Source organism: Cellulomonas fengjieae (assembly GCF_018388465.1).
Lineage (GTDB): Bacteria > Actinomycetota > Actinomycetes > Actinomycetales > Cellulomonadaceae > Cellulomonas > Cellulomonas fengjieae.
In genome coordinates this window covers 2,281,155-2,295,003 of record NZ_CP074404.1, presented here as the reverse complement: position 1 = coordinate 2,295,003, position 13,849 = coordinate 2,281,155, and the positions used below count along the sequence as shown (strand labels likewise).

At 67.1% G+C, this 13,849-nt stretch carries 11 protein-coding genes; 9 read left to right on the top strand and 2 right to left on the bottom strand.

The genetic code is table 11. The features are described from left to right. Positions 1-223: 223 nt before the first annotated feature. Entirely contained in the window at positions 224-2,317 is a 2,094-nt protein-coding gene (locus tag KG102_RS10650; protein ID WP_208288929.1) for a DNA methyltransferase, read from the top strand. Between the two features lie 493 nt (positions 2,318-2,810). Here KG102_RS10650 and KG102_RS10645 read toward each other — a convergent pair whose 3' ends face one another. Then, entirely contained in the window at positions 2,811-3,545 is a 735-nt protein-coding gene (locus KG102_RS10645; protein WP_208288931.1) for a ComF family protein, read from the bottom strand. A 286-nt stretch (positions 3,546-3,831) separates the two neighbouring features. Between KG102_RS10645 and KG102_RS10640 the strand changes: the two genes are divergently transcribed. Further along, complete coding sequence (locus KG102_RS10640) at positions 3,832-4,743, top strand: DNA-processing protein DprA (RefSeq protein ID WP_208288932.1); 912 nt, start codon at positions 3,832-3,834, stop codon at positions 4,741-4,743. Between the two features lie 571 nt (positions 4,744-5,314). Here KG102_RS10640 and KG102_RS19050 read toward each other — a convergent pair. After that, on the bottom strand, positions 5,315-5,755 hold the full coding sequence (locus tag KG102_RS19050; protein WP_208288934.1) for an exodeoxyribonuclease V subunit gamma: 441 nt from the start codon (positions 5,753-5,755) through the stop codon (positions 5,315-5,317). Between the two features lie 657 nt (positions 5,756-6,412). Between KG102_RS19050 and istA the strand changes: the two genes are divergently transcribed. The 7 genes from istA (at position 6,413) to KG102_RS10600 (ending at position 13,825) form a co-directional block, all read left to right on the top strand. Beyond that, complete coding sequence (gene istA, locus KG102_RS10630; protein WP_208288936.1) at positions 6,413-7,636, top strand: IS21 family transposase; 1,224 nt, start codon at positions 6,413-6,415, stop codon at positions 7,634-7,636. Further along, positions 7,636-8,424 (top strand): IS21-like element helper ATPase IstB, encoded by a 789-nt coding sequence (istB, locus tag KG102_RS10625; protein ID WP_208288938.1) that lies wholly within the window; start codon positions 7,636-7,638, stop codon positions 8,422-8,424. Before istA ends, istB begins: the two co-directional genes overlap by 1 nt. 277 nt (positions 8,425-8,701) lie before the next feature. Then, entirely contained in the window at positions 8,702-8,989 is a 288-nt protein-coding gene (locus tag KG102_RS10620; protein WP_208288939.1) for a hypothetical protein, read from the top strand. A gap of 1,260 nt (positions 8,990-10,249) precedes the next feature. Then, positions 10,250-10,822: a cyclic nucleotide-binding domain-containing protein gene (locus KG102_RS10615; protein ID WP_208288942.1), complete on the top strand. Its 573-nt coding sequence runs from the start codon at positions 10,250-10,252 to the stop codon at positions 10,820-10,822. A 640-nt stretch (positions 10,823-11,462) separates the two neighbouring features. Then, positions 11,463-11,900, top strand: a complete 438-nt coding sequence (locus KG102_RS10610) for a helix-turn-helix domain-containing protein (RefSeq protein WP_208288944.1) — start codon at positions 11,463-11,465, stop codon at positions 11,898-11,900. Positions 11,901-12,656: 756 nt separating this feature from the next. Continuing rightward, positions 12,657-13,226, top strand: coding sequence for an HAD domain-containing protein (locus KG102_RS10605; protein ID WP_208288945.1), 570 nt, complete (start codon positions 12,657-12,659; stop codon positions 13,224-13,226). A gap of 254 nt (positions 13,227-13,480) precedes the next feature. Further along, positions 13,481-13,825 carry a hypothetical protein gene (locus KG102_RS10600; RefSeq protein ID WP_208288947.1) on the top strand — a complete coding sequence of 115 codons (345 nt, stop codon included), beginning with the start codon at positions 13,481-13,483 and terminating at the stop codon, positions 13,823-13,825. The last annotated feature ends 24 nt before the right edge of the window (positions 13,826-13,849 follow it).

Below are 13,849 nucleotides of genomic sequence, written 5' to 3'. Positions count from 1 at the left end.
GATGGACGAACCCGAAGCCGTCGGACAATACGGTGACCCGCCACACATCGAGTCCAACTTGGCACGAGAAGCCTGAAGGACACGCCAGCCGACCGGGCGAATTTGCTAAGCGGCGCGGAGCGGGCCCTCTAAGGTGAACGATCGTCTGTGATTCCGTTCGGAGCGGCGATGGCCGCCTTCGAAACCTGTTGCGAGCAATTTCACGCCGTCTGGGGAGGTCGTCTTGCGCCGCACCATCCCGCAGGTGACGGCGCTGGAGGCCGGGCACTTCCCCGCGGCCGTTTCTCACCTGGCTGAGCACGAGTCGTGGCGCAGGGAGATTCACCGCCCGGCGACGTACGTGCATAAGTGGTGGGCACGGCGGCTGGGGACGGTCTTCCGGCGCATCCTGCTGGACGCGGTCGGCGCGGACGAAGGGCAAGGGGCCGCCACGGCGCTGGACGGGCTGGTGGCGTACGACCCGTTCGCGGGGTCTGGCACCACACTCGTCGAAGCAGCCAAGCTCGGCGCCCGCGTCGTGGGCCGGGATATCAACCCCGTAGCCACGCTCACTCAGCGTCAGGGCCTTGCTGCGTGGGACTTCGACCAGGTCAAGCGCTTGTTCGCCGCCGTCGAGGACCAGGTCCGCACCGATATCGAGGTGCTGTTCGTCACCGCCCGAGGCGAGCGGGTCATGCACTACTTCTGGGTGGCGGTTGCGACGTGCCCAGAGTGCGGGGATGAGGTCGAACTCTTCACCAATTACGTGTTTGCAAAGCACGCTGTCCGCAGCAGGTCAGACCGCGGACATGCCACCTGCCCGTCGTGCCATTACGTGGTCCCCGTGACAGTCGGTACCGACACCACAGCGACCTGCCGACGATGCGACCTGCACTTCGAGCTGGCTGGTGGACCCGTCAGGGGCAAGACGATGACGTGCGCCCGGGGTCACTGCACGCCTGTGATCGCTGCACTGGCCGGCCGGGCACCGCAGCGCAGGATGTTCGCGAAAGCTGTTCGGGTCGATGGAAGGCTGCGGGAGTACCGCCCGATCGACGACTTCGACTTGAACCTCTACGATCGCGCGTCAAAGCTGCTGGCCGATGCAGCAGCCGGCGAGCTCGCCATCCCTGAAGGGACTCTCGAGCACGGCTCCAACACAGCCCAAGCAATCAACTGGGGCTACCGGTACTGGGCGCAGTTCTTCAACGACCGCCAGCTCTACTGTCTGGGACGTATTGGCGCCGCGCTGCGCGACCTGCCGGGGGATGGTCCTGAGCGGGAGGCGCTGATAGCGGCGTTCGGCAAGACCCTCGAGCACCACAACGTGTTCTGCTCGTTCAAGGGCGAGGGCACAGGCGCGGTGAGGTCGATCTTTCACAACCACGTGTTACGACCCGAGCGCCTCAGCCTCGAAGGTGACCCGTGGGGCGAGAAGGGAGCGTCGGGCGGGTACAGCGGGACTTTGGAGAGGCTGCGCCGTGCGCACGTCTACAAGCAGCAGCCCACTGATCTCGTTTCAGTCTCAGCGCGCGTTGTCACCGCTTCGGGGTTCTCCTCCTCGGTGGAACGAAGATTGGTCGATTCCTGGCAACGGCTGGTTGACGACCCCGGCAGCGCTTACGTCGTGACCGGGGACGCTGCCTGCACCGACATTCCGGATCTGTCAGTGGACCTCGTGGTGACCGACCCACCGTACTTCGACAATGTGCACTACTCCGAGCTAGCGGACTTCTTCCATGCGTGGATGCGCACGATGCGCCCGCACCCGGCGTACCCGCAGTGCGACAGCACACGCGACGCACGGGAGGTGCAGAACACCGCAGTTGCTGGGTTCCAGACGATGATCAGTGACGTATGGCGTGAGTGCGCGCGAGTGTTGTCCGACAACGGGCTGCTGATCTTCAGTTTTCACCAGTCCCAGACATCGGGTTGGGCGGCTCTGATGGAATCCCTCGCGAACTCGGGATTGATGGTGACCGCGACCAACCTAGTCGTCGCCGAAGTCACCACAAGTTTGACTAAGCACGCCGCTGCCGAGCCGAACCGCGTCGACGTCATCGTCGTCTGCCGCAAGCGTTCGGCGCAACATGCACTAACCCCCCACCAGGCGCGTACCCGCGTGATGCGGGCTGTCGGCGCACTTACCACGGGCGGCGTGCTCCTGGGCGCCGGCGACGTGCGAACCGCGGTACGAGCCGGGGTGCTGGCAGAGGGAACTAAAGACCCCGAAATGGACTGGACAGAGCTCGCCAGGTATGCCGACGCCGAAGCGGACAGCGCGGTTGCGGTCTTCGAACGGTCCGTAACAGGCGGGGCGCTCGAGGATGGAGCCTGACCCGCTTTTCCCGGACACCAAATCTGAGGCGATGATCGGCTCGGGAGAGAAGTCTTGGATGCCTGCAGCCAAGCTGCCGGAGTTCCGGCGCCGAGCAGTGGACCTGGCCCGTAGTGGTCAGCGACAGGTCGCGAAGATCGCGTCCGATCGAGGATCAGCGAGCCGTCCCTGCGCCGATGGATGGCCAAAGTCGCGGGTCGTCGGTGACCTGGACCGAGCCGCAGGGTCGGGATTCAACGCGGACGGCGCCGGGGTGGGGAAGCGCCTGACGAAGTTGGGCCGGCTGGATCGGCGAGACGTATCTCTGCTCATGTCGTCTAGTGGTCCGGGAATCTGGCCCCTCGCGGCAGCAACATGGGGCTAGAGCTCGGCGGGGGTACCGCTGGCTGTCAGGATGTGGCGGTCGCTCGTTGCGAACTTCGCGGATAGCACCAGTGCAGCTCGGCGTCTCCCGATTTGGAGTGCGTCCACCTGTGGGAGCAACGTCTTTAGCTCACGCGCAGAGCACGCATGTTGCTGACCAGCTCCGGCCGCCAATCTCGTGCAGAAGGTCGGCTGAGTTTCCGAATCCCGGACTCAGTTGCCGACCTAGAGTAAAGGCAACAACCGAGGCTGCCCCGGCCAACTTGAGAGCGCCTGCGGTACTCCGAAGGGTCGCGCCGGTGGTCCATGTGTCATCAACCAGCAGTATCGCGCGACCAGCCACGAGACGAGGATCCGGCACAACGTACGCGCCGGGCTCATATCCGCGCCGCGGCGGACGTCGTTGCGTAAAGTCCCTCATCACGACACCCTCGACGAGATCGAGCGTCGGAGTTTGCCGCAGCTCGTTGATCAGTGACAGCTGGCTGTAGCGGCGTGTCCGATTGTCGCTGGGCACCGCGAGTACCAGGTCGAACCTCCCATAGAACTGATCGACGCAGGCAGCGTGTCGCCCCCAGAAGTCGGCAAGGATGCACCCGAGGGGGATCTTCAGCCATGTGTGGTCGGCAAGTCCGCGCTCATGCCAGTCCTTGAAGCTGTGGAGCATCGACTCGAGCGCGCCGTCAGTGGTGTAGAGAACGGGGACGAACCCGTCGAGCGGATCGCTTCTGAGTGGGCCGCACTGCGGGCAATGGTCGAATAGGCGACCATCGCGCGCGCCGACGGCGCCAAAACAGCGCCGACAGCTGCGCGAGGGCGCGGGAGCGACAGGCTGGAGGAGTCCCTCCTCGTCGAGCCATCGCATCCAGTCACTCTGCGAGTGCCCAGTCATCGGCAACGCAGGGCGGACGAAGTTTCGGTATGCCACTTGGCCCCCTCGTGACGATGCGATCGCCGCCTCGTCGGGACAGTACGCCGCGCTCGTAGTCGGGCGACGAGGCTCTCAGATCCCAATGCGGGTGAACTTCGGGTCGCCGCACCCAGCTACCTCCACGAGGGCGTGGGTGCAGGGCGGCATGCTTCACTTTCAGCAGCCGACGGCAGGGAGCCGACATGTGTCGAGCCCGCAAGACCACCCGTAGTGTGAGTGCATGCTGAGCACTGCACGCGAAGAGCACGCAGCTCTGGTCGCGCTGTTGAACGAACGGCCAAACGGCGCACGGTGGCCTGCGATCACCGCTGATGTATTGGAGGCGGGCAGCGCGCTGGCGGTCTGGCACTCCTCGACGCAGGCGACGCTCATCGAGGAACCCGGCGTGGAAGACCCCCTCGCGGTGGCCCGGCGCGAACTTGAACGCTGGTCGGCCGAGGGCCACAGGATCGTGACCGTGCTTGATGACGAGTACCCGGAGAGGCTTCGCGGCATTCATCAGGCACCGCCGGTCCTCTTCGCGCGAGGTGAGCTCAGACGTGACGAGCGGGCCGTATCGGTCGTCGGTTCGCGCGCCGCATCGGAACGAGGCATTGCGATCGCTACCGCAGTCGCACGCTCTCTGGTCTCACTGGATATCTCTGTTGTCGCGGGACTTGCCCTTGGAATTGACACCGCTGCACATCGAGCGGCGCTTGAGTCGCACGGCCGCACGGTCGCGGTCATTGGAACCGGCATCAACAAGGTCTATCCTGCTGCCAATCGCGACCTTCATGAGGAGATCTCGCGGCGAGGGCTGCTTTTGTCGCAGTTTTGGCCGGACGCTCCACCCCAGAAGCACACGTTCCTGATGCGCAACGCGACGATGTCTGGGTTTGGGCTGGCGACGGTAGTTGTGGAAGCCGGGGAGCAGAGTGGTGCTCGGGCCCAGGCGCGTATGGCCGTCGAGCACGGGCGCCCTGTGATCCTTACCGACCTCGTCGTCGAAAGAAATGAGTGGGCACGGGCGCTTCGCGGACGGCCGGGCGTCACCGTTGCTGCCGGAATCGCGGACGTCGTCAACGCTGTAGAGCGCATCGTTGACGATCGAGACGCAGTGAGTGGCGCCCTGCGATGGCTAACACCAGCGTGACAGCCGTTCCGTCTGAGGTAGTTGCGCAGTTTAGGAGAGTCCTCGTTCAGGAGGCGGGCGGATACCTGCGCAACCCGATTCGGGAGGACCGCACTACCTGCGCGACCTGCACTACGCCCGTCGACGGCTACACGCACTGCTACAGGTGCAAGACCCATCTGTCAGCCGGAGCGGCGGCGACTCTGGTCGCACCGCTGACGTATGCCGTCGCGACCCATCAGTCGGGGTACGTCATGCGCGGGTATAAGGCTCGTCCGCCGGTGGCCGAGCACTACGGCATCGTCGCGATGCTCCTGATCGTTGCGCTCACCGACCATGCAGCATGCGTAGGTCGCCTGGTCGGAGCGCCGGTCACACACTGGAGTTTTGTGCCCTCGCTCCCAGCAAAACTCGATGGGCACCCTCTCCGAAAGATTGTTGCGAGCGCCGCACCGGGACAAGAGATCGTGCTGGTGTCCAACCCTGCTCCGGCCAGCCCGCGCTCAATGGATGCCGGCAATTTTCGAGCGGAGACGAAGTTGCCCACGGGCTCGCACGTGCTCCTGGTTGACGACACCTGGACTTCGGGCGGTCACGTGCAATCGGCCGCGCTGTCTCTTCGTGACGCCGACGCAAGCCACGTCTCAGCGATGGTTGCAGCGAGGTGGATTAGGCCGGACTTTGGAGACAACGCACGGTTTCTGCGGGAGCGGTGCTCGGCGGACTTCGATCCGCAGGTGTGTCCTTGGACTGGCGGGCTGTGCCCATAGTCGACCTGCACGAGTCGCATGGCGTGAGTTGACTGCTTGATCGCGGCGAGAACGTGCCACGCCAGCAGGTCGGAACGCCACGGGTCGCCGTCGGGGTTGAGGGCAATGGTCGCCGCGAGGGCCTCGTGCACGAGCGTCCACGGCGGGTCAAACAGCACGTTAGCGCAGATGCCTCCCACCCGGCCCTGACCGAGTCGGTGTGCGAGCCGCTGGGCGACCCAGTGCTCAACCTGATCGCGCCGCGGCCTTGGTGCCTTGACCACTCTCGACGGGAAGCGGAGTCTTTACGCCGCCAAGACCGCCCGGTGCCCGCGATGAGCGGCGCCCGCCGCTGGGTTGAGTGAGCTCGGCATCGCGTCCCGATGCGTGGCCGGTTGTGGGTTGGGAGTTGCACGATGGCGGCAGCGGACGGTGAACACACTCTCGAAGCGCTGCGCGCTGAACTGCAACGTGCTGGACTCGTCGACCAGCTCCTGGCCGAACGTGGGGCAGCAGCAGTGCAGGGGATCTGGCTCCGGCGAGGGCGGATCTGGCTGCCGATGCTCGAGTCCTAGGACCCTGACAAGGCGGTGGTCAGGGGAACGAACGGACGTCCTCTGTGGACATGGATCGAGCCTCGGCTCCGGCGGTCATCTCGCAGCAGACTGCACCTCGCGGGCGAACTCCGTCAGCGGCTTCCCTCCTTCGAGCGCAACCTGACTGCGACGAGCCGGGGGTTCCCTTCGTCCACCCACAACGCGGGTCGGTGCCGATGGATGAGTTGCCGCACGTCGACGACAGATCCTGAACCGGCAGGGGACGTGCGGACTCGCAACTGGGCTTCTCACGGTGAAGGGATGGCGGAGCTGTCGGCGACGCCTGAATACTGACCAGGGATCGTCGGCTGAAATCTGACCATCTTTGCCGCGATCCTGCGGAGGGTGATCGGTGTGGAGGACTGGGCAGAGGTCCGTCGGCTGCGTCGGGTCGAGGGGATGGCGATCTCGGCGATCGCGCGCCGGCTCGGGATCGCGCGGAACACGGTCAAGAAGGCGCTGGCCTCTGATCGGCCGCCGAAGTATGAGCGCCCGGCCCGGGGGTCGTTGGTCGACGAGGTCGAACCACAGATCCGCGGGTTGCTGGTCTCGTGTCCAACGATGCCGGCGACGGTGATCGCGCAGCGGATCGGCTGGGCGCGCTCGTTGACGATCTTGAAGGACCGGGTGCGGGTTCTGCGCCCGTACTACCTGCCGCCGGACCCGGCCACGCGCACGACCTACGAGCCGGGGCACCGGTTGCAGTGCGACCTGTGGTTCCCTCCAGTCGACGTGCCACTGGGTGCGGGGCAGGTCGGCTCACCACCGGTGCTGGTGATGGTCTCGGGCTACTCGCGGATGATGTTCGCGCTGATGCTGCCGTCGCGGCAGGCGCCCGATCTGATCGCCGGGCACTGGGCGCTGCTACAGGGCATGGGTGCGGTCGCCCGCGAGCTGGTCTGGGACAACGAGTCCGCAGTCGGGTCCTGGCGGGCCGGCAAACCCAAGCTCACTGAGGAGTTCGAGGCGTTCCGTGGGGTTCTGGGCATCGGGGTGCATCAGTGCCGGCCTCGGGACCCGGAGGCCAAAGGCCTGGTCGAGCGGGCGAACGGATTCCTGGAGACCTCGTTCCTGCCCGGGCGGGTGTTCACCGGCCCCGACGACTTCAACGCCCAGCTGGCCGGCTGGCTGCCCGTCGCGAATGCCCGCCAGCACCGCGCCCTGGGCTGCCGGCCGGTGGACCGGTGGTCGGTCGACCGGGACGCGATGCTCGTCCTGCCGCCCGTGGCTCCGCAGCTCGGCTGGCGGGCGCGGGTCCGGCTGCCGCGGGACCACTACGTGCGTCTGGGCACCAACGACTACTCGGTGGACCCGGTCGCGGTCGGCCGGTTCGTCGATGTGCTCGCTGACATGCGCCAGGTCACCGTCCGGCTGGGCTCGAGGGTCGTCGCTGTCCACGAGCGGTCCTGGGCGCGCTGGCAGACCTTCACCGACCAGGACCATAAGGCTGCCGCGTTGGCGATGTCCCACACTGCCGCCCACCGACCACCGGCCTCGCCCGCCGACGAGGTCGAGCAGCGTGACCTTTCCGCTTACGACGCCGCGTTCGGCGTGACCGAGGTCGCCTGATGCCCGCCACCAAGGCCCCGGCCCGGGACGTGACCAGCGAGCTCGCGTTCCTGACCCGCGCGCTGAAGGCCCCGACCCTGCGTGACGCGGTCGACCGGCTGGCCGAGCGGGCTCGGGCGGAGTCCTGGACCCACGAGGAGTTCCTCGCGGCCTGCCTGCAACGCGAGGTCGCTGCCCGTGAAGCCCACGGCGGGGAAGGGCGGATCCGCGCCGCCCGGTTCCCGGGCCGCAAGTCGTTGGAGGACTTCGACTACGAGCACGCCCGCGGGCTGCCCCGCGACCAGATCGCCCACCTCGGGACGCTGGACTTCGTGACCGCCCGGGAGAACGTCGTGTTCCTCGGCCCGCCCGGCACCGGCAAGACCCACCTCGCGACCGGGATCGCGGTCCGCGCCTGCCAAGCCGGGCATCGGGTCCTGTTCGCGACCGCGTCCGAGTGGGTCGACCGGCTCGCGACCGCGCACCACGACGGACGCCTGCAGGACGAGCTGCGCCGTCTGGGCCGCTACCCGCTGCTTGTGATCGACGAGGTCGGCTACATTCCGTTCGAGCCCGAGGCCGCAAACCTGTTCTTCCAGCTCGTCTCGGCCCGCTACGAACGCGCCTCCCTGATCGTCACCTCGAACAAGCCGTTCGGACGTTGGGGCGAGGTCTTCGGCGACGACACCGTCGCCGCTGCGATGATCGACCGCCTCGTCCACCACGCCGACGTCATCGCCCTCAAGGGCGACTCCTACCGGCTCAAGAACCGCGACCTCGGCCGCCCACCCGCAGCTGGCGCAGACTGAACGGCCATCGTTGAGAGCGCCCGGGCCGTATCCGAATCGGAATCTCAAGTGCACGACATGGCCGCCGCGCCGCGTCATGATCTGGTGCATGTCAGCGGAGCCGAGACGCGGCGCACTCCTTCGACACTGCCCGCCCAGGGCCGGCCGCCAACTCGTCGCCGCTGCGCTGGTGATGCTCTGCGCCGGATGCAGCGGCTCGCTGGGCGGCGGGTCGAGCGCGTCGTGCGTCGGACCGTACCTCGATGACCAGCCGCCGAGCGGTGCGTTCGGAGCGCCGATGCCGACCGTGAGTTCCGGGGGCGCCATCACGATCTACGGGCACTGGTACACGACGACGTGCAACGACACCGGCGGCAACGAACCCCTCCAGCCGTTGGCTCCGGTGCACCTGACCGCGACGCTGCCCGGCGGTGACGTCGTCAATCTGGGCAACCTCGACCCCGGCGGTCCGGACATGGGCTTCGCCGTCGAGGTGCACGTGCCCGCCGGCACGCCCGCGGGCACCGTGACTATCCGCGACGATCGACAGCAACCGGCGACCTACGAGTTCGAGGTCGGGCAATAAACCTACCGACGTCCACCATCTCGAAACGCGCCAAGTGGCACCTCACTGCATGAACGTCCTCCGCTCAGGGGTGGTCAACATTCTGACGTCGATCCCTGATCAGGATTCAGCCGCCGTTGACAGGAGCGCCGCGCGAGCTCGACCTGCTGCGCGGCACCAACGGTTGAGGTCCGCCCGCCTGGCCCCGGCTCGATGCTGACCTGGTGAAGACCCCATCTGTGGTGAAAGTGCCTGTTACCCGACGCAGAGGTGCTCTTCACGGCGTCGGTGCGGGTGCGGGTGCGGGTGCGGAACCCAACAAGTCTAAAGACGACAAAGACCGCACGGTAGGCATCCGTCCCAGCCAGCCCAATTGCGCATGATCTGGCCAACGACCGTAGTGGCGGTAGCCCTGCTGCTCGTCGCCGCGGCTCGCAGCCATCGGGTTTGGAACGCGTACGTCGTGGGCGCTCTTGCCGTCCTCGGTGTCGCGGTCCTCACCCTCGCGATCCCGCAGGGCCCAGCCGGCCCGGCTTCGCGCGGGTGCGGTCCTACTGGGTGTCATCGCCATCGCAGTTGCTGCGGCTGTCGTCATTCGGCGGGGGCGCCCAGCCGGAACGTGACCCCGTCCGAGGAAGTGGGCCGGACATGCCCATTTCCTCGGACGGTAGTTGCCGTGGTCGCGGAACTGGATGCCGACGTCGTGGTACTGCAGGAAGCTGACAGCAGGCTGGTCGACGCCGCGAGGAGCTCGTGGTCGGGATACGAGTTGTCGTACACCGACCGCTTCGGGAGGTCAGCACGCCCTGCTCACGGCGAAGCCCAACCTAGGATGTAAGCAATAGGCGCGGGAGACGCATGATGCTTACATCACCTCGGGTGTGGAACGAGCTCGCTACCGAGCGTGGCATTGTCGCGGATGCTCCGGCACCAGGCCCAGGCCTGGGCGCGGATGTGGTGCTGCGGGGACCGGGCATGGCCACGACGGTGTACCGGGTCAAGTCATTGCGCGGCCGTGCCCTGCGTCCCTCGAGTGTCGGGGAACTCGCTGCCTCAACGCCAGAGGCGGTGCGGCTGCTGGTGCTGACCCCCAGGTTGTCGCAGCAGTCCGCGCTCGCGGCCGCTGCGGCGGGTGTCTCAGTGCTGTGCACGGAGGCTGGCGAGTTACAGGGTGTCCTTGTAGATGCTGCTGGCGTGTCCCATGAGCTGCGCCGCGGGGCCCCGGTAGGCCCCGCGCGGGCGCGGCGCCCTGGGCGGGTGCCCTGGGGGACGTACGCGGTCGTGTTTGCGCTGCTGGAGGCGCCGGCGGGCAGCCAGAAGGAGTTGGCGGCCCGTGCGGGGGTCACTCGGGTCCGGGTGACTCAGGTGCTTGAGGAGCTTGAGAACTTGGTGGAGCGTTCCCGCCGCGGTTGGGCTGCCCGCGATCGGCGTGACCTGGCGGCGTGGCTGGTGGAGCGGTACCCCTCGTCGCCCCATCTGGCCTCGACGTGGACGATGCTCGAGCCGCCCGTGCAGGCGGCGGCCCTAGTCTCCGGGCTCCTCGAGAAGGTCGAGGTCCAGCACGGAGTCAGTGGCGATGTGGCCGCCGACGCCTGGGCGGCGTGGGCACGACCACGGTCCGCATGGCTGTGGTCGGCGTCGTTGGTGGACCTGGGTGCTGTAGGCGCGACGCCGGCAGCTCCCGAATCGGCGACGCTGACACTCGCTGTCAGCGAAGATCCGCACCTGCTGGAGGCTGTGCGGCGGGGCGACGGGCGCGTGCCGCTGCTGTCTCCATGGCGTGCGTGGGCGGACCTGACCCATGCGGGGAATGCGCTGGCGGCTGATGCGCTTCTGGGGCGGTTGACCCGGTGAGCGTCCTTGCGTTGCGGGCGGCGTCTGCCCGTGTGATCGGCGCCGACCTCGGGCAATCCAGGATCGAGCAGCCGCGCGCAGGCGCTATAGCCAGCCGATCGTGGTCCTCCGCCGGTTGCGGGCCTGCGTGGCGCTTGGCGGACAGAGCAGCGGTCTTGGCTGTTCGACGACGCCGAGGCGATGTTCAGTCGATCACGGGGTGCTCCTCAAAGGAAACCGCGATCGTCGGTCATGGCTGACGCGCGAGCGGCCGTCCGACCACAACCCGCCGCAGGCAGTTGCCCGCCGAAGGGCTACGTCGGCCGGAAGGTCGCTCTCGATCAGCGAGCCGTCCGCGGCGACCGGGGGTCGGCATGCGGTCCGCGCGCTCTCGGTCGCTTCCGTCTTGCGTTGCGCAGCGCATCGCCCCGCCACGAGAGGTTGAGGCGGGGCGATGTGCGAGTGCGTGCTCTAGCGCGTCCTCGAGCTCTCGCATCCGTCCTCGATATCGGCCTTGACTGGTCGCCTCGGCCTCGGGACACCCGCACTTCGACGCACGGCCCGTCCGCCCAATCCTGAACCCATAGATCTTGAGCTTGGAGATCTATGCGCGTGCGCTCACTCATCACCTACAGTTGTGACAGATAGGAAGAGGTGCGTCATGGTCACTACGGTCAGTGCGGAGCCCGAGACTCTGCGGGATCTGCGCAGCGTTCTCGAAGCTGCCGAAGGGCGGGTTGCTGCTGACTCGGTGGTTCTCGGACTGCTCCAGAACCTCGCCGTGACCCTCGGTCGCGGCGGGCGCGTGACGCTGCTCGAGCAGGACGAGCATGTCTCGCCGAACGTGGCCGCGCGGATGCTCGGCATGAGCCGGCCTCACTTGCTGTCGTTCATGGACGCCGGTGCGTTGGCGTTCACGCGTGTCGGCACGCACCGACGCATCCGGGTCTGCGACCTGCTCGAGTTCGATGAGCGCCGCCTGGCCGCACGTAAGCTCGTGGCGACAGCTCGCACGAATGCGACATCGATCGAGGATCGCCACCTGGACAAGACCGTTCCGGTGTCGGCAGCAGCGCTCGCCGACCTCGACTCGCTCTGACGCGGAGGCCATCCGCCTCGCTGGACTCGGCAGTCCAGTAGTGCACCAGGCAAGGGACTGCTGCAGGGTCGTGTTCGGGCTCGTGACCTAATGGAGTCGCGTCTCGAGTGGTCGTGGCCGCGCTCCTCGCTCAGTGACGCCGTGTCGTCTTCCTGAGTAACGCCCCCTCGATGCCCAGGACGGCTGTCGATAGGTGGGTTGCGAGTCGACCTTGAACCAGCCCTCGGCCCGGCCCCGCCACGACAGCCCTGAACACCGGAAAGTAGATCGCGCCGCGGCCCTGGTGCCTTGACCGCGCTCGACGGGAGGCGGAGAGTTGACGCCGTCGAGACCGCCAGCTGCGCGCGTCGTCGGTGCCCGCCGCTGGATTGGGAGAGCTTGGCATCGTTACCCGATGCGTGGCCGGTTCTGGTTGGGGGTTGCACGATGGCGCGAGCGGACCGTGAACACGATCTCGAAGCGCTGCGCGCTGAACTACAAGGTGATGGACTCGTCGACCAGCTCCTGGCCGAACGTAGGGCAGCAGCAGTGCGGGAGGATCGGGTTTCCGGCCAGGGCGGAACTGGTTGCCGATGCTCGAGTCCTGGCACCCCTGACAAGGCGGTGGTCAGCACCGACAGCCGTCCGTAGGTAGATCCAGCAGCTCAGGCCATGGACCGGCCAGGGCAGACCACGGCTGCCTTCGCGAGGGGGTGGGGGTGCGGGCCGCCGTTGGGTGAGCAGATCAGGATCCCCGATTTTCGCTAAGTTCGTGGCGTGAGAGCAGAACCAACGTCGCGGCCCTCGACGCCGACGTGGTTCCTGGACGTCGATGGGGTAGTCAACGCGACGCGGACCCCGCACCAGAAGCATGGTCGCTATGAAACGACCGACGTAGCTGTTGCGGGCGCGGTGTACCGCATTGAGTTCTTCGCGCCAGTCATCGCGGAGATCAACGCGATGAGTCGAGAGCGCCTTGCGCGGGTCGTATGGCTGACCACGTGGAATGACGAGGCGCGCACTGTCCTCGCACCGGCGGTTGGTCTGGACGACTTCGACGTGTGTCCGCAGCCGCGGGACCTTCAGCCCCGAGGGTGGGTCTCGCACCCGCGGCGCGGTGAGATCTGGTGGAAGACGGGTCGCGTCCTCGAACACATCGACAGCCAGCCGGGCGCGCCGTACGTCTGGACGGATGACCTGCTGGATCGAGACGTCAAGCGGGCGCTGCGAGACGACACCCGCTCCAATGGCTTGCTCCTCACGACGATGGCCACGCCTGGCCTGACGCTCACCAACCTCCAGCGCGTGCGCGCGTTTTTGGGCGGTCAGCCCTCGTCTGCCTCCTGACCGGTCGAGCCGCACCGTCGGGGCGTTGCTCTGCTGCGGAGCCGCGCGAACACCTCCTCGGCGCAGTTGGGACCTGTCTGCCAATCGCGTGCGGCAGCGGAGGAGAAGCAGAACTGCCGGTGCTTCTGGAGCCGATAGATGGGCAGTCGGAAGCGCCCGCCGACAGTTGAGAGATTTCGCCTGATCTCGTGCGAGACACCGGTCGTCACGTGTGCCGATTGCGCCGCACGCGCGCCCCGGCACGGTCCTCCCGCATGCATATCCTCACCGCCGCGATGTCGGATCCCGATGCCAAGCCTCTCACCGCCGCCGAGTCCATCCTCGCCGTCCCCGTTGGTTATGCCTCCCTATGGGCGGACGGTCCGAGCAATTGCGCTGCGCTGCAGCCTGCCGCCGCGATCGCCGCCCGCATTGCTGTGTCACGCCCGGTGGGCACACTGCCCTGGTACGTCATCCGTAATCCGTTCGACGAGAGGCCCTGTCGGACGCCGCTGAGTAACGACCTGCCCGCTGTGCACGACTACGAAACGGGTGAGTCCACCCACGGATGTACAGATGCGCTGTGCCGGGTGTGCGGACGAGCGGTGGCGTCTCACTGAGCTGGCCGGGACGCTGAGCGTCAC